We start from the raw sequence: 25,374 nt of genomic DNA, 5'->3' as shown, positions 1-25,374 counted from the left end.
GCAACATGGAAAGAGTCAGTATTACCGAGCGCCCGGACTGGCGCGAGAAAGCGACCGAGTACGGTTTCAACTTCCATACCATGTACGGCGAGCCCTACTGGAGCGAAGAGGCGTATTACAAGCTGACCCTCGCGCAGGTGGAAAAGCTGGAAGCGGTCACCGCTGAGCTACATCAGATGTGCCTCCAGGTGGTGGAAAAAGTGATCGCCAGCGATGAGCTGATGACCAAATTCCGCATCCCTAAACACACCTGGGGTTTTGTACGCCAGTCGTGGAAAACCAACCAGCCGTCGCTCTACTCACGTCTCGACCTGGCCTGGGATGGCGTCGGCGAACCGAAGCTGCTGGAGAACAATGCCGACACCCCGACCTCGCTGTATGAAGCGGCCTTCTTCCAGTGGATCTGGCTGGAAGATCAGCTCAACGCCGGCAAGCTGCCGGCGGGCAGCGACCAGTTCAACAGTTTGCAGGAAAAGCTGATCGATCGCTTCGGCGAGCTGCGCGAGCAGTTTGGCTTTCAGCTGCTGCATATGGCCTGCTGCCGCGATACCGTTGAAGATCGCGGTACCGTGCAGTATCTGCAGGACTGCGCCGCTGAAGCGGGGCTGGCGACGGAATTCCTCTACGTTGAAGATATCGGCCTGGGCGAAAAAGGCCAGTTTACCGATCTGCAGGATCAGGTGATTGGCAATCTGTTCAAGCTCTATCCGTGGGAGTTTATGCTGCGGGAGATGTTCTCCACCAAGCTGGAAGACGCTGGCGTCCGCTGGCTGGAGCCGGCGTGGAAAAGCATTATCTCCAACAAGGCGCTGCTGCCGATGCTGTGGGAGATGTTCCCCAATCACCCTAATCTGCTGGCGGCCTACTTCAGCGAAGATACTCACCCGGAGATGGAGAAGTACGTCATTAAGCCAATCTTCTCCCGCGAAGGCGCTAACGTGTCGATCGTTGAAAATGGCAAAGTGGTGGAGGCAGTAGAAGGCCCGTACGGGGAAGAAGGCACCATCGTGCAGGCGTTTTACCCGCTGCCGAAGTTTGGCGATAGCTATACGCTGATTGGCAGCTGGCTCATCAACGACCAGCCTGCAGGGATCGGTATTCGCGAAGACCGGGCGCTGATCACCCAGGATCTGTCGCGCTTCTATCCGCACATTTTCGTCGAATAATGCCGCGCTCCGGCGACGGTAAATGCCGCCGGAGCGCGCTATCATCAGGCGCCAACCAACACCGACAGCATGCTCAGCGAGCCCATCTCGATGCCATCGACCGGGATCGTCATCGCCTCAACGCCATCCCACGTCCCCAGGACATACAGCAGCGGCAGGAAATGCTCCGCCGTCGGGTTGGAGAGCGAGCCCCCTTCGTGTGCCAGGTAGTTAACCAGCGGGTGCTGCTCGTCCAGCCCCTGCCATTGCAGATTCGCCTTCACGTAGTTATTGAAGGACTCTGCCCAAGGGTACGGCGTGTTCTCGCCATGCCAGCGGGCGGTGCGCAGGTTATGCACCACGTTGCCGCTGGCCACCAGCATAATGCCTTCATCACGCAGCGAGGCCAGTTTCCGCCCCATTTCGAGATGCCAGGCCGGCGGTTTGGTGCTGTCGATGCTCAACTGAACCATCGGGATATCCGCCTGCGGATACATTTTAATCAGCACGCCCCACGAGCCATGGTCAAATCCCCAGGCTTCTGTATCGAGGGTGACCGGCACCGGCGAGAGCAGCTCCACCAGCCGTTGCGCCAGCGCCGGAGAGCCCGGCGCCGGATAATGCGTGTCATACAGCGCCTGCGGAAAACCGCCGAAGTCATGAATGGTCTTCGGCGCCTCCATCGCCGTTACGCCCGTACCGCGCGTAAACCAGTGCGCAGAGACCACCACGATCGCTTTCGGACGCGGCAGGGTTTCGCCCAGTTGAGCCCAGGCGCGGGTATAACGGTTGTCTTCCAGCACGTTCATTGGGCTGCCATGGCCGAGAAACAACGCGGGCATTCGGGTACGGGACATGATGATATCCTTAGGGTGTCAATGTGATGTGCTCACATTACGCGCTTTTGCGCCAGGATAAACTCAGATAACCATGATGATGATCGTCAGAAAATTTGAATGTAATTCGCGGTAAAGGGACGTGTCCCGTACGCGCATCCTCAGGCAATATACTCGTATGTAATTATTTTCACAGGGAGAGAAGCGATGTCATCACCCTTAATATTGACGCTGTTAGCCGGTAGCGCAACCTTCATTGGCGCCATATTCGGCGTGATTGGCCAGAAACCCTCTAACCGCCTGCTTGGCTTCTCCCTCGGCTTTGCCGCCGGGATTATGCTATTGATTTCGTTGATGGAAATGCTGCCTGCCGCGCTGGCCGCCGAGGGCATGTCGCCGCTGCTCGGCTACGGAATGTTTGTTGTCGGCCTGCTGGGCTACTTTGGCCTTGACCGCCTGCTGCCGCACGCCCACCCGCAGGATTTGATGACTCCCGCCATGCCGCGCCCGCGCAACTTACGCCGCACCGCTATTCTTCTGACGCTGGGGATCAGCCTGCATAACTTTCCGGAAGGGATCGCCACCTATGTCACGGCCAGCAACAACCTCGAGCTTGGCATGGGCGTCGCCCTTGCCGTCGCCCTGCACAATATTCCGGAAGGACTGGCGGTTGCCGGACCGGTGTATGCCGCCACCGGCTCGCGCAGCAAAGCGGTGCTCTGGGCCGGGCTTTCCGGCATGGCGGAAATTTTGGGCGGCGTGCTGGCGTGGTTGATTCTGGGGAGCCTGGTCTCGCCGCTGGTGATGGGCGCGATCATGGCTGCCGTCGCCGGGATTATGGTGGCGCTGTCGGTCGATGAACTGATGCCGCTGGCGAAAGAGATCGATCCGCAAAGCAATCCAAGCTACGGCGTCCTGTGCGGGATGTCGGTCATGGGGCTGAGCCTGGTGGTACTCCAGACGATGGGCATCGGTTAAAGCGCAGAAACAACACAGCCCACTAACAAGTGGGCTGTGCTCGGGCGTAGCGAACCGCTATTTAGCTGGCTTTACGCTCATGTTCGCGACGATAGGCCACCAGATCTTCAATCGTGACTACCGCCATATTGTGCTGCTGAGCGAACTTGATGCACTCCGGCGCGCGGGCCATGGTGCCATCGTCATTGGTCAGCTCGCACAGCACGCCTGCCGGTTTAAAGCCAGCCAGGGTCACGAGGTCGATAGTGGCTTCAGTGTGGCCGCCGCGGGTCAGTACGCCGCCCGGCTGCGCACGCAGCGGGAAGACGTGACCTGGACGGTTAAGATCGGAAGGTTTCGCGCCGTCGGCGATGGCCGCGCGGACGGTGGTCACGCGGTCGGCAGCGGAGACGCCGGTGGTCACACCTTCGGCCGCTTCGATGGTCACGGTGAAGCCGGTGCCGTAGGCGCTGGTGTTGTTCTCTACCATCATCGGCAGATCCAGCTGTTTGCGGCGATCTTCGGTCAGGCACAGGCACACAATGCCGCTGCCGTGACGAATGGTCAGCGCCATCTGCTCAACGGTCATGGTTTCAGCGGCGAAGATCATATCGCCTTCGTTTTCACGGTCTTCATCATCAAGCACCATCACGCCGCGGCCTTCGCGCAGGGCGTCCAAAGCGTGTTCCACACGTTCAAAAGCGGTACCAAAAGAAGAAAGGAGCGTCTGATTCATGGTAAAAAAACCTCATTAAAATTATGGTTACCAGAATCAGGGCAGTCTTAGGAGCGCCGGTTTAGCGGCAAAAGTCAACGCGAGCGGGCCTGGGCCCGACTGTGCCGTTACTCTCTCCCATCCGGACTTTAACCGTCGGCCCCGGAATTACACCGGATCTGCTGACCTTCCCGTAGTCACGGGAAGCGCTCGCGGGCTTTCAACGCCATGGTTGATTTACCGCCGGTGGGGAATTTCGCCCCGCCCTGAGAATAAGCGAGATAACTATAACGCTATTGACTATCCTCGGCAATGCATAAGCTTCAAACATTTCTGGTTTATAGGCGGCCTGGTTCGCACTACAATGATCAATCATCCGACCCGAGCAGGAAACCACCATGATTGACCCGAAAAAAATTGAACAAATCGCCCGCCAGGTCCATGAGTCGATGCCAAAAGGACTTCGCGATCTGGGTGAGGATGTTGAGAAGAAAATCCGCCAGGCGCTGCAGTCGCAGCTGACCCGTCTGGATCTGGTTAGCCGCGAAGAGTTTGACGTGCAGACTCAGGTGCTGCTGCGGACCCGGGAAAAACTGGCGCTGCTGGAGCAGCGCCTGAATGACCTCGAAAACCGCCCGGCGGCGACGCCGGGCAGCGAAGAGCAGCAGTAAAAAACGGGCCCCTGGGGGCCCGTTTTGCGTTTGGCTTAATGGGCGGCTTCCGCCTGGCTACTCACCTGGCGACAGTACAGTTCATAGCGCTGGCAAAACCATTCACGATGTTCTTCATCCATATTGCCGACAATGGCCTGAAGATCAACTGGCTGGCCCTGGGCGTGCATTCTGGCGAAACTCCGCGCCAAAAAATCAAAATTCTTCATTGAATACATATCGTTATGGTTCATGCGCATACTCCTTCAGCGGTGGATGTTCTGATCAGTCATATGCCTTTTACTCACTTCAGTATTTACACTTACCTTAACGCGATTTGTACGAAAAATGCGCTTAACATGATTATTTATTGCGCTAAATCATTTTCCACATGATTAAATAAAAACGGCCCGCGATATCGCTATCGCAGGCCGTAATGTTTCACCACACAGGCGGGTGAATAACGAAAAAGTTATTTTTCGCTATCTTTTTGTATTTTATTAATAATATTGGTAGTCGAGCAGCCATCTTCAAAGTTGAGCACCAGCACTTCGCCACCGTTCGCCCAGACCTCTTCGCTGCCGGCGATCTGCTCCGGTTTGTAGTCGCCGCCTTTGACCAGCAGATCCGGCAGGATGCCAGCGATCAGGCGCTGCGGAGTATCTTCTTCGAAGGAGACCACCCAGTCGACGGCTTCCAGCGCCCCCAGCACGATCATCCGCTGTTCCAGCGGGTTCACCGGGCGGGTTTCGCCTTTCAGACGTTTGGTGGAGGCATCGCTGTTGACCGCCACGATCAGACGGTCGCCCAGCTTGCGCGCATTCGCCAGATAGGAGACATGACCGGCATGCAGAATGTCGAAGACGCCGTTGGTCATCACCACTTTCTCGCCGCGTTTGCGCGCCGCCGCAACCGCCTGTTTGAGTTCCTCTTCGCTCATCACGCCAAAGCCGGTCTCAGCCCGGCCGCGGACCGCGTTTTCCAGCTCGACAGGGGAAACGGTGGATGTACCCAGCTTACCGACCACCACGCCCGCCGCGGCGTTAGCGAAATAGCAGGCCTCTTCCAGGGTGTTGCCGGACGCCAGGGTCGCCGCCAGCACGCCAATCACCGTGTCGCCGGCGCCGGTCACGTCGTACACTTCCTGGGCCTGGGTCGGCATATGCAGCGGCGGACGCCCCGGCTGCAGCAGCGTCATCCCCTGCTCAGAGCGCGTCACCAGCAGCGCCGACAGTTCGAATTCGGCGATGAGCTTCATGCCGCGCTCAACGATCTGCGCTTCATCCTGGCACTTGCCCACCACCGCTTCAAACTCAGAGAGGTTCGGGGTGAGCAACGTCGCGCCGCGATAGCGTTCGAAATCGGTGCCTTTCGGATCGATCAGCACCGGCACGCCCGCTTCGCGTGCGAGTCGGATCATGGTCTGGACGCTGGTCAGCGCCCCTTTGGCATAGTCCGAAAGGACCAGCGCGCCAATAGAGCCCAGCGCCTGCTGAATGCGCTCGTGCATCGGCTGCGGATCGACGCCGGAGAAGCCCTCTTCAAAGTCGAGGCGGATCAGCTGTTGATTGCGCGACAGCACCCGCAGCTTGGTGATAGTCGGGTGAGTCGGGACGGAGACGAAGTCGCACTTCACATTGACGTTGGCCAGCGCCTGGCTCAGCGCGCGGGCGGCGTCATCAATCCCGGTCAATCCCACCAGGCGCGAGGTTGCCCCCAGCGAGGCAATGTTCATCGCTACGTTTGCCGCGCCGCCAGGACGTTCTTCGATATTTTCCACCTTCACCACCGGCACCGGGGCTTCCGGGGAAATACGACTGGTGGGGCCGTACCAGTAGCGGTCCAGCATCACATCACCCACCACCAACACTCCTGCACGTTCAAACTCCGGCAGCGTTACTTTCATGACTCTCTCCTGCGAGACGCAAACTTTGCGCGCGATAATAGCACACCCGATTTTATAGTTAAGCCATCAGCCATTTCTGCCAGCTGGCGCTGACCTGCTCGCGCTCCCGGCTGAAGGCCTCTGGCGCCACGTGTCCCGGCAGCTCCTGCAGGGCCAGGTGATGGAGCGCGTCACGCAAGGTGGTGTACGCGTGCGTTAAGGCGCGCGCTTCCTCTTCGTCCATGATGTCGTTCTGCGCCAGCAGCTCGAGAATACGCACATTATCAGACCAGCGGGTCAGCTTCGGCTTGTCGCTGGCATAGCGTAGGACCAGATACTGGGTAATAAATTCAATATCCGTGATCCCGCCGGCATCGGCTTTGATATCAAAACGATTGGGATGCTTGTTGCCGAGGTGGGCGCGCATCTTCTCGCGCATCTCGCGAACCTCGGTCTGCAGGGTTGCGCCCTCCCGCGGGGTGGTCAGGATATCGCGACGAATGGCGTCAAAGCGCGCCTGCAACGCCGGGTCGCCATAGACCACGCGGGCGCGCACCAGCGCCTGATGCTCCCACGTCCAGGCCTCGTTCTGCTGATAGTCGGCAAACGCGTCAGCGGTGGTAACCAGCATCCCCGCCGCGCCGGAAGGGCGCAGCCGGGCGTCCACTTCGTAGAGAATACCGGACGAGGTGCGGGTGCTGAACAGATGCATGATCCGCTGGGCCAGCCGCAGGTAGAACTGACGGCCGTCAATCTCCCGCTCGCCGTCGGTCATCACCTCCGCCGGGCAGTCATGGAGGAACACCAGGTCGAGATCGGAGCTGTAGCCCAGCTCCCAACCGCCGAGCTTACCGTAGCCGACGACGGCGAAGCCGCGCCCCTGGCGATCGTGCAGGTGGGTCGGCAGGCCGTAGCGAGCCACCATCTGCCCCCATGCCTGCTGCACCACCGCATCGAGGATCGCTTCGGCAAGCCAGGTTAAATGGTCGCTGACCTTCATCACCGGTAGGGTGCCGGCGATATCCGCCGCCGCGATATGTAGCTGCTGCGCCTGCTTGAACTGGCGCAACGCCTCCAGCTGCTGCTCTTCATCCTCTTCCGGCACCCGCAGCAGATACTGACGCAGCTCGTCGCGATAGGCATCGGTCGCCGTCGGCTGATAGAGGGTGTTGGGATCCAGCAGCTCATCCAGCAGCAGCGGGTGGCGCGCCAGCTGGCTGGCGACCATCGGCGATGCCGCGCAGAGCGTAATCAGGTGTTTCAGCGCGCCGGGGAATTCGCTCAGCAGTTCAAGATAGGTGGTGCGGGTGACGATGCCGGTCAACAGCGGCGTGATCCGCGCCAGAGGCAGCGGCGCATCGGCGCGCGAGCAGATTTCGCTCAGCAGATGCGGCATCAGCTGATCCAGCACCTGGCGGCCGCGCGGGCCGATGGTGCGCCGATCCAGCTCTTTGCGGAAATCGGCAATCAGCGCCAGCACGCTGCGGCGGTCGGCGTCGTTTAAATGCGCCAGCGCCGGACTGGCGTCATCTTCTTCCAGCGCATCCTGCCACAGCTCGCGCCAGTACTCGGCCAGCTGCTCATCTGGCGACTGAGCCTCGTCATCGCCGATCAGTTCATTAAACACCCGCCGTACGTTGGCCATATGGTTCGCCAGCTGCGCGCTCAGCGTCTCCCAGTCATCGGTATGCATCCCCCACGCCAGTCTGGCGCGGTTCAGTTCATCCTGCGGCAGGGTCTGGGTCTGTTCATCGTTGATACTTTGCAGCAGGTTTTCCAGCCGGCGCAGGAACAGATAGGCCGCGCGCAGCAGCGTCGCGTCGCCTTCCGGCAGCAGATGCAGCTCATCAATCGCCGCCAGTGTCGGCAATAGCGCGCGCTGCTGCAGCGCAGGTTCGCGACCGCCGCGGATCAGCTGAAAGACCTGAACGATAAATTCAATTTCACGAATGCCGCCGGCGCCGAGCTTGATGTTGTCTTTCAGCCCGCGACGCCGCACTTCACGGGCGATCATGCCTTTCATGTTACGCAGCGACTGGATCACGCTGAAGTCGATATAGCGGCGGAAGACGAAGGGGCGAAGCATCGCGCGCAGTTCGCTGGCGTAGGCGCCGTCGTTATCGCCCATGATCCGCGCTTTCACCATCGCGTAGCGTTCCCAGTCCCGCCCCTGCTCCTGGTAATAATCTTCCAGCGCCGCAAAGCTGAGCACCAGCGGCCCGCTGTCGCCAAACGGCCGCAGGCGCATATCCACCCGATAAACAAAGCCGTCCTGCGTCGGCTGGTCGAGCGCCTTGATAAGCCGCTGCCCCAGGCGGGTAAAGAACTGGGCGTTATCCAGCTCGCGGCGGCCGCCGCGGGTGGCGCCATGCTCCGGCCAGGCAAAGATCAGATCGATATCGGAAGAGAAGTTCAGCTCGCCGCCGCCCAGCTTTCCCATCCCGAGGATCAGCAGCGGCTGCGGCTGACCCTCGGCGTTGCATGGCGTTCCCCACTCTTTACAGCAGGCGGCGTACAGCCAGTCGCGGGCGGCGACAATCAGGGTCTCCGCCAGGACGCTCAGCTGCTGCAGCGTCTCTTCTTCGCGCACCAGCGACAACGCCTGCGCCCAGGCGATGCGGACCATCATCTGGCGGCGGAAGAGACGCAGCTCTCGCATCAACCCCGCTTCGTCAGTGACGGCCTGCAGGCGCTCCTGCAGCCAGGCTTCGTAATGCCGCCACTCTTCCGCCGCCGGCGCGGAGTCCGCAAGCTCATTCAGCCAGCCCGGCTGAGCGATCACACTCTGTTCGACAAAATCGCTGAACGCCATCACCGACCTGGCCTGTGGGCTCAGTTCGGCAACGGGAAAATCCGTTGGCAGACGGTCAGCGACCGTCTGCCAGTGCTGCTGTAACTGCGGAGAAAGCGGCATCATAAGGGCTCCCTGGCCTGTAATTATCGTTTTCCACTATGCAGCCAGAACGGCTCGGCAGCCAGCGCCTGGCGACGGAAATATTCAAACACGCTGCGGTCGTCATGCTCTATCGCACGCTGAAGTTCCTGCCAGTTCTCCAGCCACGGCGCGACGGCGTCGCCATAGGCGCCCGCCAGCAGCTGGACGCTGTCGATGTCGCGGGACAGCTTCGGCAACTGGTCAGCGGCATCTTCTACCGCCAGATGCTGCACGGCGCTGCGCAGCTCGGCCGCCACCCGCGAGAGGTGAATATCGGCAAACCGTTTGAACGATCCGGCTATTTTTTTCTCTCCCGCCTCGTTGAGGAACGGACGCCAGCCGCGCTGGACCAGCCATTCGGTCAGGGCCAGTTTGGCGCCAACGACCTCGGTGCGGAATAACGCTTCGTCGGCGGTGTCCGCAGCCAGCAGAACGGCGTCGGCGTCGTTCAGCAACGCGCGGAGGTGGGTGGTCGCCTTACGCGGCACGATGCCGCCGAACAGCACGAGGGCATGGCGCACGCGGGCTATCGCCAGCAGAATTTCCGCTTTGGCTTTTGCGTTGCCGCGCAGCCAGATCTCGTCGTGATACAGCCAATGCGCCAGGGCGCTCTCCAGCGCCGCCTCCAGCCCCTGCTCCACGCTGGCCTTCGCTGCCACCGGCAGCACCGCCAGCCGGGTCACCGGACGCTCATTGTTACCTTGCGCCAGATGATACCCGCGCGCGGCTTTGCTCAGGCTCCCCTGACGCAGGACGCCGCTCTCCAGCAAACGATGCGCGAGGCGCAGCAGATCGGCGGTCTCCCCGGCGAGCAGCTCCAGCTCCAGTTCGCAGATCGGCTCCTGATCTTCGCCCGCCTTCACTTCGCCACGATCGAGGGCAATCTCAATCTCACTCTTTCCTTCCTGGATCACCCAGCGTTCACGGGCAAAATCGGTGCTGAACAGCGGCTGGACATGCTCCGCCAGCGCGGCCGGAAGTTCCCCTTGCGGCCAGACCTCCGCCGGCAGGCGCTCAAGCGCCAGCTCCGGTTTATCCAGTGGAATATTATATTCCGGGCGCTGGTGCAGGCCGCCGACCACCCGACCGGCGATTTTCAGCGTCATCTCATAACGCCCCTGATCGCCGCGGATGCGCAGCCCCATATCGTGACGACGCAGCCAGTTATCGGCGGTTTCGTAATAAATGTTCAGCAACTGGCCCGCGGGCGTATGTTTCGCCTCGAGCGCATTGAGCTGCTCGCGCAGCGTCTCTACCCCATCCTGAGCGACGATAAACTTGAGTTCGATTTCTTGAGCCATGACTGAATTCTTCCGCTTCTGTGCTGCGCCGACAAATTGCGGCGAACTTACGACAATATTTTTTGTCAGTAGATAGTATTTTGCGGTGAATCGCCATGCAACGCGCTTTTTGCCGGGCCACCTCCTGGATGATTCCGATTGTGGCGGAAAACTTTGCGTCGCTCTGGCGATGCCTCTACTATCGTTCCACTTTTTATGACCAAACGATGACCTGATGCCAAAATTACGCCTGATTACTTTTACTTTGCTCGCGCTTAGCGCCGCCACGGCGGTTCACGCAGAAGAAAAGCGCTACGTTTCCGATGAGCTGAACACCTGGGTTCGCAGCGGCCCGGGCGATAATTATCGTCTGGTCGGCACCATCAACGCCGGGGAAGAAGTGTCGGTACTGCAAACGAACGACAGCACCAGTTACGCGCAAATTCGCGACAGCAACGGCCGTACCGCCTGGATCCCGCTGAAAGAGCTGAGCAACGAGCCCAGCCTGCGCACCCGCGTCCCGGATCTGGAAAACCAGGTCAAAACGCTGACCGATAAGCTGAATAACATCGATGCCACCTGGAACCAGCGCACGGCGGATATGCAGAAGAAAGTCGCCGGCAGCGACAGCGTGATTAACGCGCTGAAGGACGAGAACCAAAAGTTGAAAAACGAGCTGGTTGTCGCGCAGAAGAAGGTGAATGCGGCAAATCTGCAGCTTGATGATAAACAGCGCACCATTATCATGCAGTGGTTTATGTACGGCGGCGGTGTGCTGGGCGTCGGTCTGCTGCTCGGTCTGGTGCTGCCGCATCTGGTGCCAAGCCGCAAACGTAAAGACCGGTGGATGAACTAATTCGTCTTCTCTGCCAGACTTACGTATCATCTTGCGAAAAACGGATACGGGAGAATCAGGCGTGAAGAGTTATCTGGTCGGTGGCGCGGTGCGTGACGCGCTGTTAGGGCTGCCGGTCAAAGACCGAGACTGGGTGGTGGTGGGCGCCACCCCGCAACAGATGCTAGACGCGGGCTATCAACAGGTAGGCCGCGATTTTCCCGTGTTCCTCCATCCGCAAAGCCGGGAAGAGTATGCCCTGGCCCGCACCGAGCGCAAATCCGGCGCGGGCTATACCGGTTTTACCTGCTATGCCGCCCCGGACGTCACCCTCGAAGCCGATCTGCTGCGCCGCGACCTGACGGTCAATGCCCTCGCCCAGGATGCCGACGGCGCAATTATCGACCCCTACGGCGGACAGAACGATCTCCGTCAGCGCCTGCTGCGCCATGTCTCTCCCGCGTTTAGTGAAGATCCGCTGCGCGTGCTGCGCGTCGCGCGTTTTGCCGCCCGCTACGCCCACCTCGGTTTTCGCATTGCCGAAGAGACTCAGGCCCTGATGGCCGCGATGGTTGAGGCCGGCGAGCTGGCGCATTTAACGCCGGAGCGGGTGTGGAAAGAGACGGAAAGCGCATTAACTACTCGCAACCCGCAGGTCTTTTTCCAGACGCTGCGCGACTGTCAGGCCCTCAAGGTGCTGTTCCCGGAGATTGACGCCCTGTACGGCGTGCCGGCCCCGGCGAAATGGCATCCGGAAATCGACACCGGCCTGCACACCCTGATGACCGTCACGATGGCCGCGATGCTGTCGCCGGATGTCGACGTACGTTTCGCCACCCTGTGCCATGACCTCGGCAAAGGGCTGACGCCGAAGGCGCTCTGGCCGCGTCACCACGGCCATGGTCCGGCGGGAGTCAAGCTGGTGGAGCAGCTCTGCGCGCGTCTGCGGGTGCCGAACGATATCCGCGATCTCGCGAAACTGGTGGCGGAGTACCATGACCTAATCCACACCCTGCCAATTCTGCAGCCGAAAACCCTCGTCAAACTCTTCGACAGCATTGACGCGTGGCGCAAACCGCAGCGCGTGCAGCAGATCGCGCTCACCAGCGAAGCCGACGTCCGCGGACGCACCGGTTTCGAGGCCAGCGATTACCCGCAGGGGCGCCTGCTGCTGGAGGCCTGGGAAGTGGCGCAGTCGGTCTCCACTAAAGAGGTCGTGGCGGCGGGCTTTAAAGGGGCGGAAATTCGCGAGGAGCTGACGCGGCGGAGAATTGCGGCGGTAGCGCAGTGGAAGGAACAGCGTTGCCCCCAGCCGCAAGGCTGAGGGCGCAGGCCTTAGAAGAAGACCACGTACACCGCTGCCGCGACGATAAAGCGGTAGATAGCGAACGGAATGAACGAGATCCGTTTGATCAGCTGCAGGAAGGTTTTAATCGCAATCAGCGCCACGATAAACGCCATCACGAAGCCGACGGCGAACATCGGGACGTCGCCCATGTTCAGGAAGCCGATGCTCTTGTAGACGTCCAGCACGGTGGCGCCCATCATCATCGGTACCGCCAGCAGGAAAGAGAACTCCGAGGCCGCATAGCGGCTGACGCCCATCAGCATGCCGCCGGAGATAGTCGCCCCCGAGCGGGAGAAACCTGGCCACAGCGCCAGGCACTGAAAGCAGCCGATGACGAACGCCTGACGGTAGGTCATATCGTCAATCCCGACCGCGCGCGGCTGTTTCGGCTTCAGCACTTCCGCTGCAATCAGCAATACGCCGCCGACAATCAGGGCGTACATCACGTTCACCGGGTTAAACAAGGATTTAATGGTGTCATGGAAAATCAGCCCCATCACCACCGCGGGGATCATGCCGAGAAGGATATGGATAAGCGACAAACGGCCGCTGCCCTGGCCTTCATGCGCCGGCGGTTTCCCGAAATGGATGCCGATCAGGCCGAACAGGCGACGCCAGAACATCACCACCACGGCGAGTATCGAACCTAACTGAATCACCACTTCAAAGGTATTTGCGGTATCACCTTCAAACCCCAGCAGGTGACCAACAATAATCATATGACCGGTACTGGAAACAGGTAAAAACTCTGTCAAACCCTCAACCACACCCAATATTGCCGCCACCAGCAGCGAGTGTATATCGCTCATCCAATTAAACCCTTTAAAAAAGTAAAATGAAAAAAACCAGGAACACGGTATCGTTCAACAGGCACAACCCGGCTGCCAGAGCGCGCGTAATCCGCAGCGTACAGGAAGTACACACGGATTCGTCCACCGTTCTGGAAGGACATCGCCAGTAAAATTGCCTGATGACCGGATGCTATGACCGGTATAAACGCAATTTGTTTAACAAGTATGACCTGAAAAGTTTTGTTTCAGATTAAGGCCACGTTCAATAATCACCCCGACGTTTGCCGCGCGAGCCACGGCGCCAGGTTTGCTGACTTTTATGCGCACCCAGGGCGACTGGAATGTTTCCAGCAGCAGGTCGGCCACCTCTTCCGCCACCCGCTCCACTAACGCAAATTTCCCCCCCTCCACATGCGCGATCACGCGCTCGCTGATATCAGCATAGCTGAGGCAATCGCTGACATCATCGCTGGCGGCCGCCTTGCGGTTATCCCATGCAATTTCGATATCGAACACCAGCTTCTGCTCAATGGTTTGTTCCCAGTCATAAACACCGATGGTGGTGATTACCGAAAGTTGCTCTATAAATACAATATCCATCACGCCCTGCCTGCTTTTTAGCTAAACCGGATACCACTTCCGGCGAATTATGCGTATTATCCACAGATGCAGAGAATACAACGACATTTTCAAAACGGAACAGCGTTATGAGTGCAATCGCGCCTGGACTGGTACTCCTCGCCTACCTCTGCGGCTCCATTTCCAGCGCCATTCTGGTATGTCGCCTTGCTGGCCTGCCCGACCCACGCGACAGCGGCTCAGGCAACCCCGGGGCCACTAACGTACTACGAATTGGCGGAAAAGGGGCGGCCGTAGCGGTACTTATTTTTGATGTGCTGAAGGGCATGCTCCCGGTGTGGGGCGCCTGGGCGCTGGGCCTTACGCCGTTCTGGCTGGGGTTAGTGGCGATTGCCGCCTGCGTGGGCCATATCTGGCCAGTCTTCTTTCATTTCCGCGGCGGTAAAGGCGTCGCCACGGCCTTCGGCGCTATCGCCCCCATCGGGCTCGATCTCACCGGGGTGATGGCCGGGACCTGGCTGCTGACCATCCTGCTCAGCGGTTACTCTTCCCTGGGCGCTATCGTCAGCGCGCTGATCGCCCCGTTCTACGTCTGGTGGTTCAAACCGCAGTACACCTTTCCGGTGTCGATGCTCTCCTGCCTGATCCTCCTGCGCCATCACGACAACATTCAGCGTCTGTGGCGTCGCCAGGAGAGCAAAATCTGGACCCGCGTGAAGAAGAAAAAAACGCCAGAGCAGAAGTAATCTCCCCTCCCGGCTCCGCCAGCCGGGGAACTCTCCTGCGCTAATCGCGCCTTTCACCCGCCCTTTTACGCTTCCTCGCCATCAAAGGCGATCATCGCCACATCCTCCTTTTGTAACAATACGTTAGCAGCATGGAAAGGCAAAAGTTGCGCTGGCGGCTGGCGGCGCAACCCGATCCGCCGCCTTTTCCGCCGCGCCCAGGCTGCGGATCAGGATATTGACGGCAAAGATTATCCGGGTGAATAATCCGGAGCGGTTATGCCGCTTTCCCCTCGCGCCCGTCGCGACGCTCCGGGTTACGGATGACATAAGCGTTTCGTATGACCGGGATAAACTCCCGCCGATCAATACTCATTGCTGCTGTTTTATCTTGATTTTGCAGGGGCGCAACATTGCACGGCACCGTGTTACCACCACTCAAAAAAGGCTGGCAGGCCACGCTGGATCTCCGCTTTCACCAGGCCGGCGGCAAGACCGTTCTCGCCAGCGCCCAACACGTCGGCCCGCTGACCGTCCAGCGCCCGTTTTACCCGGAAGAAGAGACCTGTCACCTCTATCTGCTTCACCCGCCCGGCGGCATCGTCGGCGGTGATGAGCTGACAATTAGCGCGCACCTTGCCCCCGGCTGCCATACGCTGATAACCATGCCTGGCGCCAGCAAGTTTTACCGCAGCAGCGGCGCGCAAGCGCTAGTTCGCCAGCAGTTGACCCTTGCCCCGCAGGCGACCCTGGAGTGGCTCCCGCAGGATGCCATCTTCTTTCCCGGGGCCAATGCCCGGCTGTTCACCACCTTTCATCTTTGCGCCTCCAGCAGGCTGCTGGCCTGGGATCTGCTCTGCCTTGGCCGCCCGGTGATTGGCGAAACCTTCAGCCACGGCACCCTCAGCAACCGGCTGGAGGTATGGGTGGACAATGAGCCGCTGCTGGTCGAGCGCCTGCACCTGCAGGAGGGAGAGCTCTCCAGCATCGCCGAACGTCCCTGGGTCGGCACTTTGCTGTGCTATCCGGCTACCGATGCCCTGCTCGACGGGGTGCGCGACGCGCTGGCGCCGCTCGGTCTCTACGCCGGCGCCAGCCTGACCGACCGCCTGCTGACGGTGCGTTTCCTCAGTGACGATAATCTGATTTGCCAGCGGGTGATGCGCGACGTATGGCAGTTTCTGCGCCCTCATCTCACCGGTAAATCTCCCGTACTTCCCCGAATCTGGCTGACTTAAGAGAACGTTATGGAACTGACCCCCCGAGAAAAAGACAAGCTGTTGCTGTTTACCGCCGCGCTGGTGGCGGAGCGTCGCCTGGCCCGCGGCCTGAAGCTCAACTATCCGGAGTCCGTGGCCCTGATCAGCGCCTTTATTATGGAAGGCGCTCGGGACGGCAAAAGCGTGGCCTCGCTGATGGAGGAAGGCCGTCACGTCCTGACCCGCGAGCAGGTGATGGAGGGCGTCCCGGAAATGATCCCGGATATCCAGGTCGAAGCCACCTTCCCGGACGGCTCGAAGCTGGTCACCGTTCACAACCCGATTATCTGAGGTAGCGCCATGATCCCCGGTGAATATCACGTTAAGCCCGGTCAGATAGCCCTGAATACCGGCCGGGCAACCTGTCGCGTGGTCGTTGAGAACCACGGCGATCGGCCGATTCAGGTCGGTTCGCACTACCATTTCGCCGAGGTTAACCCGGCGCTGAAGTTCGACCGTCAGCAGGCCGCCGGCTATCGCCTGAATATCCCGGCGGGCACGGCGGTACGCTTTGAACCCGGCCAGAAACGCGAGGTCGAGCTGGTGGCCTTCGCCGGTCACCGCGCCGTCTTCGGCTTCCGCGGCGAGGTCATGGGCCCTCTGGAGGTAAACGATGAGTAATATTTCACGCCAGGCCTATGCCGATATGTTCGGCCCCACCGTCGGCGACAAGGTGCGCCTGGCAGATACCGAGCTGTGGATCGAGGTGGAGGACGATTTGACCACCTACGGGGAAGAGGTCAAATTCGGCGGCGGCAAAGTGATCCGCGACGGCATGGGCCAGGGACAGATGCTGGCCGCCGACTGTGTCGACCTGGTGCTCACCAACGCGTTGATCGTCGATCACTGGGGGATCGTTAAGGCCGATATCGGCGTGAAGGACGGCCGGATCTTCGCCATCGGCAAAGCCGGCAACCCCGACATCCAGCCCAACGTCACCATCCCCATCGGCGCTGCGACGGAAGTGATCGCCGCCGAAGGAAAAATTGTCACCGCCGGCGGGATCGATACCCATATTCACTGGATCTGTCCGCAGCAGGCGGAAGAGGCGCTGGTCTCTGGCGTGACCACCATGGTCGGCGGCGGCACCGGCCCGGCCGCGGGCACCCATGCCACCACCTGCACCCCGGGCCCGTGGTATATCTCACGCATGCTGCAGGCGGCCGACAGCCTGCCGGTCAATATCGGCCTGCTGGGCAAGGGAAACGTTTCTCAGCCGGATGCCCTGCGCGAGCAGGTGGCGGCAGGCGTTATTGGCCTGAAGATCCATGAGGACTGGGGCGCCACCCCGGCGGCGATCGACTGTGCGTTAACCGTCGCCGATGAAATGGACATCCAGGTCGCCCTGCACAGCGACACCCTGAATGAATCCGGTTTTGTGGAAGACACCCTCGCCGCCATCGGCGGGCGCACCATCCACACCTTCCATACCGAAGGGGCCGGCGGCGGCCATGCGCCGGACATCATCACCGCCTGCGCCCACCCGAACATTTTGCCGTCGTCCACCAACCCAACGCTGCCCTACACCCTCAACACCATCGATGAACATCTCGATATGCTGATGGTCTGCCACCATCTGGACCCGGACATCGCCGAGGACGTGGCCTTTGCCGAGTCGCGCATTCGCCGGGAAACCATCGCTGCGGAAGACGTGCTGCACGATCTCGGCGCCTTCTCGCTCACCTCCTCCGATTCGCAGGCCATGGGCCGCGTCGGGGAAGTGATTCTCCGCACCTGGCAGGTGGCGCATCGCATGAAGGTGCAGCGCGGAGCGCTGGCGGAGGAGACCGGGGATAACGACAACTTCCGCGTGAAGCGCTACATCGCCAAATACACCATCAACCCGGCGCTGACCCACGGCATCGCACACGAAGTCGGATCCATTGAGGTGGGTAAGCTGGCTGACCTCGTGGTCTGGTCACCAGCCTTCTTCGGCGTGAAACCGGCCACCGTGATCAAAGGCGGCATGATCGCCATCGCGCCGATGGGCGATATCAATGCCTCTATTCCGACCCCGCAGCCGGTGCACTACCGCCCGATGTTTGGCGCGCTGGGCAGCGCCCGCCATCACTGCCGCCTCACCTTCCTGTCGCAGGCGGCGGCAGCCAATGGCGTTGCCGAGCGGCTGAACCTGCGCAGCGCGATCGCCGTGGTGAAAGGCTGCCGTACGGTGCAGAAAGCCGACATGGTGCACAACAGTCTGCAGCCTAACATCACCGTCGACGCCCAGACCTATGAGGTGCGGGTGGATGGCGAACTTATCACCAGCGAGCCGGCAGACGTTCTGCCGATGGCGCAACGATATTTTCTGTTTTAAGGAGAGCGGATGCTTTATTTAACTCAACGTCTGGAGATCCCCGCCGCCGCGACCGCCAGCGTTACGCTGCCGATTGATGTTCGCGTCAAAAGCCGGGTTAAGGTCACCCTCAACGATGGCCGGGATGCCGGCCTGCTGCTGCCCCGCGGCCTGCTACTACGCGGCGGCGATGTGCTCAGCAACGAAGAAGGCACCGAGTTTGTGCAGGTGATTGCCGCTGATGAAGAGGTGTCGGTAGTGCGCTGCGACGATCCGTTTATGCTGGCGAAGGCCTGCTACCACCTCGGCAACCGTCACGTGCCGCTGCAGATCATGCCGGGCGAGCTGCGCTACCATCACGATCACGTGCTGGACGATATGCTGCGCCAGTTCGGCCTGACGGTGACCTTTGGCCAGCTGCCGTTCGAGCCGGAAGCCGGCGCTTACGCCAGCGAGAGCCACGGTCATCATCATGCTCATCATGACCACCACGCTCACAGCCACTAGCATGTCGACAGCGGAACAACGCCTGCGGCTGATGCAGCTGGCCAGCAGCAACCTGCCGGTAGGGGGTTACAGCTGGTCCCAGGGGCTGGAGTGGGCTGTGGAAGCCGGCTGGGTGCTGGACGTCGCGGCCTTCGAGCGCTGGCAGCGACGCCAGATGACGGAAGGCTTTTTTACCGTTGACCTGCCGCTGTTCGCCCGCCTGTACCGCGCCTGCGAACAAGGCGATATCGCTGCGGCCCAGCGCTGGACCGCCTATCTGCTGGCCTGCCGGGAAACTCGTGAACTGCGGGAGGAAGAGCGCAACCGCGGCGCGGCGTTTGCCCGTCTGCTGAGCGACTGGCAGCCGGACTGTCCGCCGCCGTGGCGCTCCCTGTGCCAGCAAAGCCAGCTCGCCGGGATGGCCTGGCTCGGCGTGCGCTGGCGTATCGCCCTGCCCGAGATGGCCCTCAGCCTGGGCTATAGCTGGATTGAGAGCGCCGTGATGGCCGGCGTCAAGCTGGTCCCCTTCGGCCAGCAGGCCGCCCAGCAGCTGATTTTACGTCTTTGTGACCACTACGCGGCCGAGATGCCCCGCGCGCTGGCCGCGCCGGACGGCGATATCGGATCGGCCACCCCGCTCGCCGCCATCGCCTCTGCCCGGCATGAAACCCAATACTCTCGATTATTCCGTTCCTAGGAGAAGCCATGAACTCTTATAAACACCCGCTGCGCGTCGGCGTCGGCGGCCCGGTCGGCTCCGGTAAAACCGCTCTGCTGGAAGCGCTGTGTAAAGCGATGCGCGATACCTGGCAGCTGGCGGTGGTCACTAACGACATCTATACCAAAGAAGATCAGCGCATCCTCACCGAAGCGGGCGCGCTGGCGCCTGAACGCATCGTCGGTGTGGAAACCGGCGGCTGCCCGCATACGGCGATCCGCGAAGATGCCTCAATGAACCTCGCCGCCGTGGAAGCGCTGAGTGAAAAGTTCGGTAACCTCGACCTTATCTTCGTGGAAAGCGGCGGCGATAACCTGAGCGCCACCTTCAGCCCGGAGCTGGCGGATCTGACCATCTACGTCATCGATGTGGCCGAAGGGGAGAAGATCCCGCGCAAAGGCGGACCGGGGATCACCAAATCCGATTTCCTGGTGATCAATAAAACCGACCTTGCCCCCTATGTGGGCGCGTCGCTGGAGGTGATGGCGAGCGATACCCAGCGTATGCGCGGCGATCGCCCATGGACCTTCACCAATCTGAAGCAGGGCGACGGCCTGAGCACCATTATCGCCTTCCTCGAAGACAAAGGCATGCTTGGCAAATAGGCCTGTTGCACCAGCCGGGCGCAAGCGCGTCCGGATGGTGCAGCCTCTGCTCTCTCTTTATATCATCCTGCCTCCACCTCCGCGCCACGCCTGCCCTGCAATATGGCATAAGGTTTGCTAATTCAAGTCATGCCTAACCATTAAGGAATGACTATGTCATCACTGGATCTTAACCCTGAATTACCCGCGACAACGCGGACTTCCGGTACCCGGGAAACCTTAGAAGATTACACCTTACGTTACGCCCCGCTGAGCTTCCGCCGCTGGGGTCCGGGCGTCGTCGCGGTCACCGCGCTGGGCGGCATCGCCTATCTGGCCGACTTTTCCATCGGCGCCAGCATCGGTATGGCCTGGGGCACCAGCAACGCCATCTATTCGATCCTGGTGGCGGCGCTGGTGATCTTCCTCACCGGCATTCCGCTGGCGATCACCGCCGCGCGCTACAACATTGACCTTGACCTGATCACCCGCAGCGCCGGCTTCGGCTATTTCGGCTCGGTGATCACCAGCATTATTTTTGCCGGCTTCACCTTTATCTTCTTCGCCCTCGAAGGCTCGATCATGGCCCAGGGCCTGCTGGTGGGCCTCGGGATCCCGCTGTGGATAGGATATCTGATCGCCACCCTGATGGTGCTCCCGCTGGTGGTCTATGGCATGAAAGCCCTGACCCGCCTGCAGGTGTGGACCACGCCGCTGTGGCTGGTGCTGATGGTGGTGCCGGTGGTGTGGCTGATTGTCAAAGATCCGCAGCTGGTGGACGGCTTCCTGCATTTCGCCGGTAAAAACAGCGCGTCGACGGTGGATATTACCGCCATCATGCTCGGCGCTGGGGTATGCCTGTCGCTGATCATGCAGATTGGCGAGCAAATTGATTACCTGCGCTTTATGCCGCCTAAGACCGCGGAGAATCGTAAAAGCTGGTGGCTGGCGGTCTTTTCCGCCGGTCCGGGCTGGGTGGTGTTAGGCGCGATCAAACAGATCATCGGCGCCTTCCTCGGCTTCTATCTGTTGACCCGTTTCCCGGCGGTGCACAATACCGAACCGGTGCAGCAGTTCGTCAGCGTCTTCGATAACCTGGTGCCCGGCTGGCTGGCCCTGACGCTGGCGGTGGTGCTGGTGGTGATCTCGCAGATCAAAATTAACGTCACCAATGCCTACTCCGGCTCGCTGGCGTGGACCAGCGCCTGGACCCGCACCACCAAACGCTATCCGGGACGGATTATTTTTGTGGTGGTCAACCTGGCGATTGCCCTGGCGCTGATGGAGGGCGATATGTTCAGCGCCCTGTCGTGGATCCTCGGCTTTTACTCCAACTTCGCCATCGCCTGGGTCGTGGTGGTGGCGACCGACATCACCTTTAATAAAGGCTTGCTCAAGCTGGCGCCGGCGCAGCCGGAGTATCGTCGCGGCATGATCTACAACGTTAACCCGGTGGGCGTGGTCTCCTTTGGTCTGGCCGCCGGGCTGTCGATCTGCGCCTTCTTCGGTCTGCTGGGGGCGACGCTGGCGCCGTTCTCGCCGCTGATTGCGCTGGTCGTTGCCTTTGTCATGACCCCGCTGATGGGGCTCCTTACCCGCGGGCGCTACTATATTAAGCAGGTGGATGACGGCATCGCCGAGCCGCGCTATGACGCGGCGGGGAACGCCTCCGCCACCGTGTATCAATGCGTTAGCTGTGAGGAAGAGTACGAGCGCCCGGACGTGATGCACTCGCACAAGCATCAGGGAGCCATCTGCTCGCTGTGTAAAAGTATGGAGTAGTCAGGAAGGCAGGCCGACGTGACGTCGGCCTGTTTCAGGATGCGTTAGGCGGCAGGCAGCTCGGCCAGCGGCCAGCGCGGGCGAACCGTCACGCCGAGCTCGGCTTTGGCGCCGGTTTGCAGACGCACCATGCCGGCGTAGGCGATCATCGCGCCGTTGTCAGTACAGAACTCAGGGCGAGCGTAGAACACCTCGCCGCCGCGTTTTTGCATCATCTCCGCCAGCTTCGCCCGCAGGGTACGGTTGGCGCTCACGCCTCCCGCCATCACCAGACGCTTAAAGCCGGTTTGCTCCAGCGCGCGGCGACATTTAATCATCAGCGTATCGACGACCGCATCCTCAAACGCCCGGGCGATGTCGGCGCGGGTTTGCTCATCGTCGCCGTTGCTGCGAATGGTGTTGGCGGCGAAGGTCTTCAGGCCGGAGAAGCTGAAGTCCAGCCCCGGACGGTCGGTCATCGGCCGCGGGAAGACAAAGCGGCCTTCGGTGCCCTGGGACGCCATTTTCGACAGCATCGGCCCGCCGGGATAATCCAGTCCCAGCAGTTTCGCCGTCTTATCAAAGGCTTCGCCCGCCGCATCGTCAATCGACTCGCCCAGCAGTTCATACTGACCAATACCGGTGACGCTAATCAACTGGGTGTGGCCGCCGGAAACCAGCAGCGCGACAAACGGGAACGCCGGCGGATTATCTTCCAGCATCGGCGCCAGCAGATGCCCTTCCATATGGTGTACCGGGATCGCCGGCACGTTCCAGGCGAAGGCCAGCGCCCGGCCAACGGTCGCCCCGACCAGCAGCGCGCCGACCAGGCCTGGACCCGCCGTATAGGCGACGGCGTCGATATCTTTCGCCGTCAGACCGGCTTCTTTCAGCGCCGCCTGGATCAGCGGCACCGTTTTGCGCACGTGGTCGCGCGATGCCAGCTCCGGCACCACGCCGCCGTAATCCGCATGCAGTTTCACCTGACTATACAATTGGTTGGCTAACAGACCTTGCTGGTCGTCATAAATCGCGATGCCGGTTTCATCGCAGGATGTTTCAATGCCCAGTACACGCATGAGTTGTTTTACCTCGCTTCAATACCGCGCAGTGTAGGTCCAATGACCGGCGATGTAAAACTTTGCTCACCCCTGGTGCTCTCTTCGTGTATACTCCTCACCCTTATAAAAGTCCCTTTCAAAAAAGGCGCCGGTGCTTTACAAAGCAGCAGTAGTTGCAGTAAAATTCCGCACCATTTTGAAATAAGCTGGCATTGCGGCCAGCGGCAAACCGAATTAATCAAAGGTGAGAGGCACATGCCGGTAATTAAAGTACGTGAAAACGAGCCGTTCGACGTAGCTCTGCGTCGCTTCAAGCGTTCCTGCGAAAAAGCAGGTGTTCTGGCGGAAGTTCGTCGTCGTGAGTTCTATGAAAAACCGACTACCGAACGTAAGCGCGCTAAAGCTTCTGCAGTGAAACGTCACGCGAAGAAACTGGCTCGCGAAAACGCACGCCGTACTCGTCTGTACTAATCTGTTGAGAGCGACGCTCTCAATTCAGACCGAGTTGTAGTTGTAAGGCCGTGCTTCCGAAAGGAATGCGCGGCTTATTTTCGTTTATAGTCATCAGAAATAACGGGGCTTATGGCTGGACGAATTCCACGTGTATTTATTAGCGATCTGCTTGCCAGAACCGACATCGTCGATCTGATCGATGCGCGGGTAAAGCTGAAAAAGCAGGGCAAAAATTTTCACGCGTGCTGTCCGTTCCATAACGAAAAAACCCCCTCTTTCACCGTCAACGGTGAAAAACAGTTTTACCACTGCTTCGGCTGCGGGGCGCACGGCAATGCTATCGACTTCCTGATGAACTACGACAAGCTCGAGTTCGTGGAAACGGTCGAAGAGCTGGCCGCCATGCACAACCTCGAAGTGCCTTATGAAGCAGGCAACGGACCCAGCCAGATAGAGCGCCATCAACGGCAGAACCTCTACCAGTTACTGGATGGTCTGAATGCGTTTTATCAACAGTCTCTGATGCAGCCCGCCGCCGATCCTGCGCGCCAGTACCTGGCGAAACGGGGGTTAAGCAGCGAGGTGATTACGCGCTTTGCCATCGGCTATGCTCCCCCAGGTTGGGATAACGTTTTAAAACGGTTTGGCGGCAATCAGGAAAACCGCCAGTCGCTTATTGATGCCGGCATGCTGGTCACCAACGATCAGGGACGCAGTTACGACCGCTTCCGCGAACGGGTGATGTTCCCCATCCGCGATAAGCGAGGCCGGGTGATTGGGTTTGGCGGACGGGTGCTGGGCGATGCCCTGCCGAAGTATCTGAACTCCCCGGAAACCGACATATTCCATAAAGGCCGCCAGCTGTATGGCCTGTATGAAGCGCAGCAGGATAACCCCGAACCACCGCGTTTGCTGGTTGTCGAAGGGTATATGGACGTCGTGGCGCTGGCGCAGTACGACATTAATTATGCCGTGGCCTCGCTGGGTACCTCGACCACGGCCGACCATATCCAGCTGCTGTTCCGGGTGACGAATAACGTCATCTGCTGCTACGACGGCGACCGGGCCGGCCGCGATGCCGCCTGGCGCGCGCTGGAGACGGCGCTGCCGTACATGACCGATGGTCGCCAGCTACGCTTTATGTTTCTGCCTGACGGCGAAGACCCGGATACGCTGGTGCGTAAAGAGGGCAAAGCGGCGTTCGAGGCGCGGATGGAGCAGGCTCAGCCGCTCTCCACGTTCTTGTTTAACAGCCTGCTGCCGCAGGTCGATCTGAGTACTCCGGACGGGCGCGCGCAGTTGAGCACGCTGGCGCTGCCGCTGATAACCCAGGTCCCGGGCGAAACGCTGCGCATCTATTTGCGTCAGGAGTTGGGCAATAAGCTGGGCATTTTAGATGACGCGCAGCTTGAACGATTAATGCCAAAACAGGCGGAAAATGGCGCGCCGCGTCCCGCACCGCAGCTAAAACGCACGACCATGCGTATACTGATAGGACTGCTGGTGCAAAACCCGGATCTGGCGCCGTTAGTCCCGCCGCTGGAGGGACTGGACTCGCGCAAAATGCCGGGACTGAGCCTGTTCAGCGAACTGGTGAAGAGCTGTCTGGCGCAGCCTGGTCTGACAACCGGGCAACTTTTAGAGCAATATCGCGGCACAAAAGAGGCGGCAACCCTTGAAAAACTGTCGATGTGGGACGATATAGCAGATAAAGACATCGCTGAACAAACCTTCACCGACTCGCTCAACCATATGTTTGATTCACTGCTGGAACTGCGACAGGAAGAGTTGATAGCTCGCGATCGCACACACGGTTTAAGCAGTGAAGAACGCCGGGAGCTCTGGACCATCAGCCAGGAGCTGGCGAAAAAATAAATGACAGACAATATCCTTCACGTTGTATCAAAGCAGTAAGAAAACGCAGAACAACGTGAAGGAAAAGTATTTAACGGCTTAAGTGCCGAGTATCGATCGGGAAGCCCCCGACAGCCGCGCAGAGGCGCAGCGGCAATAATATAAGTACGCCCTCGCTTTAAATGTCGACAGCCCGTCTGCCGACACCAATCAAACGAATT

At 60.0% G+C, this 25,374-nt stretch carries 27 protein-coding genes, 1 pseudogene and 1 riboswitch; of the genes and pseudogenes, 18 read left to right on the top strand and 10 right to left on the bottom strand.

What is annotated here, in order from left to right:
• The first annotated feature begins 5 nt into the window (after window positions 1–5).
• On the top strand, window positions 6–1,166 hold the full coding sequence (locus KHQ26_RS14880; RefSeq protein WP_004144540.1) for a glutathionylspermidine synthase family protein: 1,161 nt from the start codon (window positions 6–8) through the stop codon (window positions 1,164–1,166).
• Between the two features lie 44 nt (window positions 1,167–1,210).
• On the opposite strand, the gene ygiD is transcribed toward KHQ26_RS14880, so the two are convergent.
• On the bottom strand, window positions 1,211–2,002 hold the full coding sequence (gene ygiD / locus KHQ26_RS14875; protein WP_004174357.1) for a 4,5-DOPA dioxygenase extradiol: 792 nt from the start codon (window positions 2,000–2,002) through the stop codon (window positions 1,211–1,213).
• 186 nt (window positions 2,003–2,188) lie between these two features.
• On the opposite strand from ygiD, the gene zupT reads away from it, so the two are divergent.
• Window positions 2,189–2,959 (top strand): zinc transporter ZupT, encoded by a 771-nt coding sequence (zupT, locus tag KHQ26_RS14870; RefSeq protein WP_002916852.1) that lies wholly within the window; start codon window positions 2,189–2,191, stop codon window positions 2,957–2,959.
• Between the two features lie 61 nt (window positions 2,960–3,020).
• Here the strand turns inward: zupT and ribB are convergent, their stop codons facing one another.
• Window positions 3,021–3,674, bottom strand: a complete 654-nt coding sequence (gene ribB, locus KHQ26_RS14865; RefSeq protein WP_004174356.1) for a 3,4-dihydroxy-2-butanone-4-phosphate synthase — start codon at window positions 3,672–3,674, stop codon at window positions 3,021–3,023.
• Window positions 3,675–3,779: 105 nt separating this feature from the next.
• Window positions 3,780–3,931, bottom strand: a riboswitch (FMN riboswitch).
• 120 nt (window positions 3,932–4,051) lie between these two features.
• On the opposite strand from ribB, the gene ubiK reads away from it, so the two are divergent.
• Window positions 4,052–4,324, top strand: coding sequence for a ubiquinone biosynthesis accessory factor UbiK (gene ubiK, locus KHQ26_RS14860; RefSeq protein WP_002916856.1), 273 nt, complete (start codon window positions 4,052–4,054; stop codon window positions 4,322–4,324).
• Window positions 4,325–4,359: 35 nt separating this feature from the next.
• Here the strand turns inward: ubiK and glgS are convergent, their stop codons facing one another.
• The gene (gene glgS, locus KHQ26_RS14855; RefSeq protein WP_002916857.1) at window positions 4,360–4,557 is read right to left on the bottom strand and encodes a cell surface composition regulator GlgS; all 198 of its coding nucleotides are present in this window, start codon (window positions 4,555–4,557) and stop codon (window positions 4,360–4,362) included.
• On the opposite strand from glgS, the gene KHQ26_RS14850 reads away from it, so the two are divergent.
• Window positions 4,549–4,698, top strand: coding sequence for a hypothetical protein (locus tag KHQ26_RS14850; protein ID WP_020803721.1), 150 nt, complete (start codon window positions 4,549–4,551; stop codon window positions 4,696–4,698). The genes glgS and KHQ26_RS14850 overlap by 9 nt on opposite strands.
• Before the next feature lie 77 nt (window positions 4,699–4,775).
• On the opposite strand, the gene hldE is transcribed toward KHQ26_RS14850, so the two are convergent.
• From hldE to KHQ26_RS14835, 3 genes are read right to left on the bottom strand one after another with little or no spacing between them, the layout of a single operon-like run.
• Entirely contained in the window at window positions 4,776–6,209 is a 1,434-nt protein-coding gene (hldE, locus tag KHQ26_RS14845) for a bifunctional D-glycero-beta-D-manno-heptose-7-phosphate kinase/D-glycero-beta-D-manno-heptose 1-phosphate adenylyltransferase HldE (protein ID WP_020803709.1), read from the bottom strand.
• A gap of 58 nt (window positions 6,210–6,267) precedes the next feature.
• Window positions 6,268–9,105, bottom strand: coding sequence for a bifunctional [glutamate--ammonia ligase]-adenylyl-L-tyrosine phosphorylase/[glutamate--ammonia-ligase] adenylyltransferase (gene glnE, locus KHQ26_RS14840; protein ID WP_002916860.1), 2,838 nt, complete (start codon window positions 9,103–9,105; stop codon window positions 6,268–6,270).
• Between the two features lie 20 nt (window positions 9,106–9,125).
• Window positions 9,126–10,424 carry an inorganic triphosphatase gene (locus tag KHQ26_RS14835; RefSeq protein ID WP_004185669.1) on the bottom strand — a complete coding sequence of 433 codons (1,299 nt, stop codon included), beginning with the start codon at window positions 10,422–10,424 and terminating at the stop codon, window positions 9,126–9,128.
• Window positions 10,425–10,638: 214 nt separating this feature from the next.
• Here KHQ26_RS14835 and KHQ26_RS14830 point away from each other — a divergent pair, with 214 nt between their 5' ends.
• The gene (locus KHQ26_RS14830) at window positions 10,639–11,259 is read left to right on the top strand and encodes a TIGR04211 family SH3 domain-containing protein (RefSeq protein ID WP_002916862.1); all 621 of its coding nucleotides are present in this window, start codon (window positions 10,639–10,641) and stop codon (window positions 11,257–11,259) included.
• Window positions 11,260–11,320: 61 nt separating this feature from the next.
• The gene (locus KHQ26_RS14825; RefSeq protein WP_002916864.1) at window positions 11,321–12,562 is read left to right on the top strand and encodes a multifunctional CCA addition/repair protein; all 1,242 of its coding nucleotides are present in this window, start codon (window positions 11,321–11,323) and stop codon (window positions 12,560–12,562) included.
• 11 nt (window positions 12,563–12,573) lie between these two features.
• On the opposite strand, the gene bacA is transcribed toward KHQ26_RS14825, so the two are convergent.
• Complete coding sequence (gene bacA, locus KHQ26_RS14820; RefSeq protein WP_004144532.1) at window positions 12,574–13,395, bottom strand: undecaprenyl-diphosphate phosphatase; 822 nt, start codon at window positions 13,393–13,395, stop codon at window positions 12,574–12,576.
• Window positions 13,396–13,593: 198 nt separating this feature from the next.
• The gene (gene folB / locus KHQ26_RS14815) at window positions 13,594–13,977 is read right to left on the bottom strand and encodes a bifunctional dihydroneopterin aldolase/7,8-dihydroneopterin epimerase (RefSeq protein ID WP_004150923.1); all 384 of its coding nucleotides are present in this window, start codon (window positions 13,975–13,977) and stop codon (window positions 13,594–13,596) included.
• A 107-nt stretch (window positions 13,978–14,084) separates the two neighbouring features.
• Here folB and plsY point away from each other — a divergent pair, with 107 nt between their 5' ends.
• Both plsY and KHQ26_RS14805 read left to right on the top strand, forming a co-directional pair.
• A complete protein-coding gene (gene plsY / locus KHQ26_RS14810) occupies window positions 14,085–14,702 on the top strand; it encodes a glycerol-3-phosphate 1-O-acyltransferase PlsY (protein WP_004144530.1) in 618 nt (205 codons plus the stop codon).
• Window positions 14,703–14,833: 131 nt separating this feature from the next.
• A pseudogene (locus KHQ26_RS14805) lies at window positions 14,834–14,948 on the top strand (hypothetical protein).
• Between the two features lie 10 nt (window positions 14,949–14,958).
• Here KHQ26_RS14805 and KHQ26_RS14800 read toward each other — a convergent pair.
• Entirely contained in the window at window positions 14,959–15,105 is a 147-nt protein-coding gene (locus KHQ26_RS14800; RefSeq protein WP_004144529.1) for a short-chain dehydrogenase, read from the bottom strand.
• Between KHQ26_RS14800 and KHQ26_RS14795 the strand changes: the two genes are divergently transcribed.
• From KHQ26_RS14795 to KHQ26_RS14760, 8 genes are all read left to right on the top strand, one after another.
• Complete coding sequence (locus tag KHQ26_RS14795) at window positions 15,095–15,919, top strand: urease accessory protein UreD (protein ID WP_020803699.1); 825 nt, start codon at window positions 15,095–15,097, stop codon at window positions 15,917–15,919. The genes KHQ26_RS14800 and KHQ26_RS14795 overlap by 11 nt on opposite strands.
• A 9-nt stretch (window positions 15,920–15,928) precedes the next feature.
• Entirely contained in the window at window positions 15,929–16,231 is a 303-nt protein-coding gene (locus KHQ26_RS14790; protein ID WP_002916871.1) for an urease subunit gamma, read from the top strand.
• Window positions 16,232–16,240: 9 nt separating this feature from the next.
• Entirely contained in the window at window positions 16,241–16,561 is a 321-nt protein-coding gene (locus KHQ26_RS14785) for an urease subunit beta (protein WP_002916872.1), read from the top strand.
• Window positions 16,554–18,257 (top strand): urease subunit alpha, encoded by a 1,704-nt coding sequence (gene ureC / locus KHQ26_RS14780; RefSeq protein WP_015958999.1) that lies wholly within the window; start codon window positions 16,554–16,556, stop codon window positions 18,255–18,257. The genes KHQ26_RS14785 and ureC overlap by 8 nt, the downstream gene beginning before the upstream one ends.
• 9 nt (window positions 18,258–18,266) lie before the next feature.
• The gene (gene ureE / locus KHQ26_RS14775) at window positions 18,267–18,743 is read left to right on the top strand and encodes an urease accessory protein UreE (RefSeq protein WP_020803707.1); all 477 of its coding nucleotides are present in this window, start codon (window positions 18,267–18,269) and stop codon (window positions 18,741–18,743) included.
• Window position 18,744: 1 nt separating this feature from the next.
• Window positions 18,745–19,419, top strand: coding sequence for an urease accessory protein UreF (locus KHQ26_RS14770; RefSeq protein ID WP_004150924.1), 675 nt, complete (start codon window positions 18,745–18,747; stop codon window positions 19,417–19,419).
• Window positions 19,420–19,427: 8 nt separating this feature from the next.
• Complete coding sequence (gene ureG, locus KHQ26_RS14765; protein WP_002916877.1) at window positions 19,428–20,045, top strand: urease accessory protein UreG; 618 nt, start codon at window positions 19,428–19,430, stop codon at window positions 20,043–20,045.
• 153 nt (window positions 20,046–20,198) lie between these two features.
• Window positions 20,199–21,806, top strand: coding sequence for a purine-cytosine permease family protein (locus KHQ26_RS14760; RefSeq protein ID WP_020803716.1), 1,608 nt, complete (start codon window positions 20,199–20,201; stop codon window positions 21,804–21,806).
• A gap of 44 nt (window positions 21,807–21,850) precedes the next feature.
• Here the strand turns inward: KHQ26_RS14760 and tsaD are convergent, their stop codons facing one another.
• The gene (gene tsaD / locus KHQ26_RS14755) at window positions 21,851–22,864 is read right to left on the bottom strand and encodes a tRNA (adenosine(37)-N6)-threonylcarbamoyltransferase complex transferase subunit TsaD (protein WP_004900709.1); all 1,014 of its coding nucleotides are present in this window, start codon (window positions 22,862–22,864) and stop codon (window positions 21,851–21,853) included.
• Window positions 22,865–23,101: 237 nt separating this feature from the next.
• Here tsaD and rpsU point away from each other — a divergent pair, with 237 nt between their 5' ends.
• A complete protein-coding gene (gene rpsU / locus KHQ26_RS14750; RefSeq protein WP_001144069.1) occupies window positions 23,102–23,317 on the top strand; it encodes a 30S ribosomal protein S21 in 216 nt (71 codons plus the stop codon).
• 111 nt (window positions 23,318–23,428) lie between these two features.
• Window positions 23,429–25,174: a DNA primase gene (dnaG, locus tag KHQ26_RS14745; protein WP_004149864.1), complete on the top strand. Its 1,746-nt coding sequence runs from the start codon at window positions 23,429–23,431 to the stop codon at window positions 25,172–25,174.
• Window positions 25,175–25,374: the final 200 nt, after the last annotated feature.

Origin of the sequence: Klebsiella sp. 10 (assembly GCF_018223925.1) — a bacterium.
GTDB lineage: Bacteria > Pseudomonadota > Gammaproteobacteria > Enterobacterales > Enterobacteriaceae > Klebsiella > Klebsiella pneumoniae.
This window is presented reverse-complemented; position numbering and strand designations above follow the sequence as displayed.

Excerpts from the sequence above, each read along its gene's own strand:
- KHQ26_RS14790 (WP_002916871.1), top strand. The coding sequence starts at position 15,929 with ATGGAACTGACCCCCCGAGAAAAAGACAAGCTGTTGCTGTTTACCGCC.
- ubiK (WP_002916856.1), top strand. The coding sequence starts at position 4,052 with ATGATTGACCCGAAAAAAATTGAACAAATCGCCCGCCAGGTCCATGAG.
- KHQ26_RS14880 (WP_004144540.1), top strand. The coding sequence starts at position 6 with ATGGAAAGAGTCAGTATTACCGAGCGCCCGGACTGGCGCGAGAAAGCG.
- ureE (WP_020803707.1), top strand. The coding sequence starts at position 18,267 with ATGCTTTATTTAACTCAACGTCTGGAGATCCCCGCCGCCGCGACCGCC.
- dnaG (WP_004149864.1), top strand. The coding sequence starts at position 23,429 with ATGGCTGGACGAATTCCACGTGTATTTATTAGCGATCTGCTTGCCAGA.
- glgS (WP_002916857.1), bottom strand. The coding sequence starts at position 4,557 with ATGAACCATAACGATATGTATTCAATGAAGAATTTTGATTTTTTGGCG.
- hldE (WP_020803709.1), bottom strand. The coding sequence starts at position 6,209 with ATGAAAGTAACGCTGCCGGAGTTTGAACGTGCAGGAGTGTTGGTGGTG.
- rpsU (WP_001144069.1), top strand. The coding sequence starts at position 23,102 with ATGCCGGTAATTAAAGTACGTGAAAACGAGCCGTTCGACGTAGCTCTG.
- tsaD (WP_004900709.1), bottom strand. The coding sequence starts at position 22,864 with ATGCGTGTACTGGGCATTGAAACATCCTGCGATGAAACCGGCATCGCG.
- KHQ26_RS14850 (WP_020803721.1), top strand. The coding sequence starts at position 4,549 with ATGGTTCATGCGCATACTCCTTCAGCGGTGGATGTTCTGATCAGTCAT.
- ureG (WP_002916877.1), top strand. The coding sequence starts at position 19,428 with ATGAACTCTTATAAACACCCGCTGCGCGTCGGCGTCGGCGGCCCGGTC.
- ribB (WP_004174356.1), bottom strand. The coding sequence starts at position 3,674 with ATGAATCAGACGCTCCTTTCTTCTTTTGGTACCGCTTTTGAACGTGTG.
- bacA (WP_004144532.1), bottom strand. The coding sequence starts at position 13,395 with ATGAGCGATATACACTCGCTGCTGGTGGCGGCAATATTGGGTGTGGTT.
- ureC (WP_015958999.1), top strand. The coding sequence starts at position 16,554 with ATGAGTAATATTTCACGCCAGGCCTATGCCGATATGTTCGGCCCCACC.
- zupT (WP_002916852.1), top strand. The coding sequence starts at position 2,189 with ATGTCATCACCCTTAATATTGACGCTGTTAGCCGGTAGCGCAACCTTC.
- KHQ26_RS14785 (WP_002916872.1), top strand. The coding sequence starts at position 16,241 with ATGATCCCCGGTGAATATCACGTTAAGCCCGGTCAGATAGCCCTGAAT.
- KHQ26_RS14760 (WP_020803716.1), top strand. The coding sequence starts at position 20,199 with ATGTCATCACTGGATCTTAACCCTGAATTACCCGCGACAACGCGGACT.
- KHQ26_RS14830 (WP_002916862.1), top strand. The coding sequence starts at position 10,639 with ATGCCAAAATTACGCCTGATTACTTTTACTTTGCTCGCGCTTAGCGCC.
- plsY (WP_004144530.1), top strand. The coding sequence starts at position 14,085 with ATGAGTGCAATCGCGCCTGGACTGGTACTCCTCGCCTACCTCTGCGGC.
- folB (WP_004150923.1), bottom strand. The coding sequence starts at position 13,977 with ATGGATATTGTATTTATAGAGCAACTTTCGGTAATCACCACCATCGGT.
- ygiD (WP_004174357.1), bottom strand. The coding sequence starts at position 2,002 with ATGTCCCGTACCCGAATGCCCGCGTTGTTTCTCGGCCATGGCAGCCCA.
- KHQ26_RS14835 (WP_004185669.1), bottom strand. The coding sequence starts at position 10,424 with ATGGCTCAAGAAATCGAACTCAAGTTTATCGTCGCTCAGGATGGGGTA.
- glnE (WP_002916860.1), bottom strand. The coding sequence starts at position 9,105 with ATGATGCCGCTTTCTCCGCAGTTACAGCAGCACTGGCAGACGGTCGCT.
- KHQ26_RS14770 (WP_004150924.1), top strand. The coding sequence starts at position 18,745 with ATGTCGACAGCGGAACAACGCCTGCGGCTGATGCAGCTGGCCAGCAGC.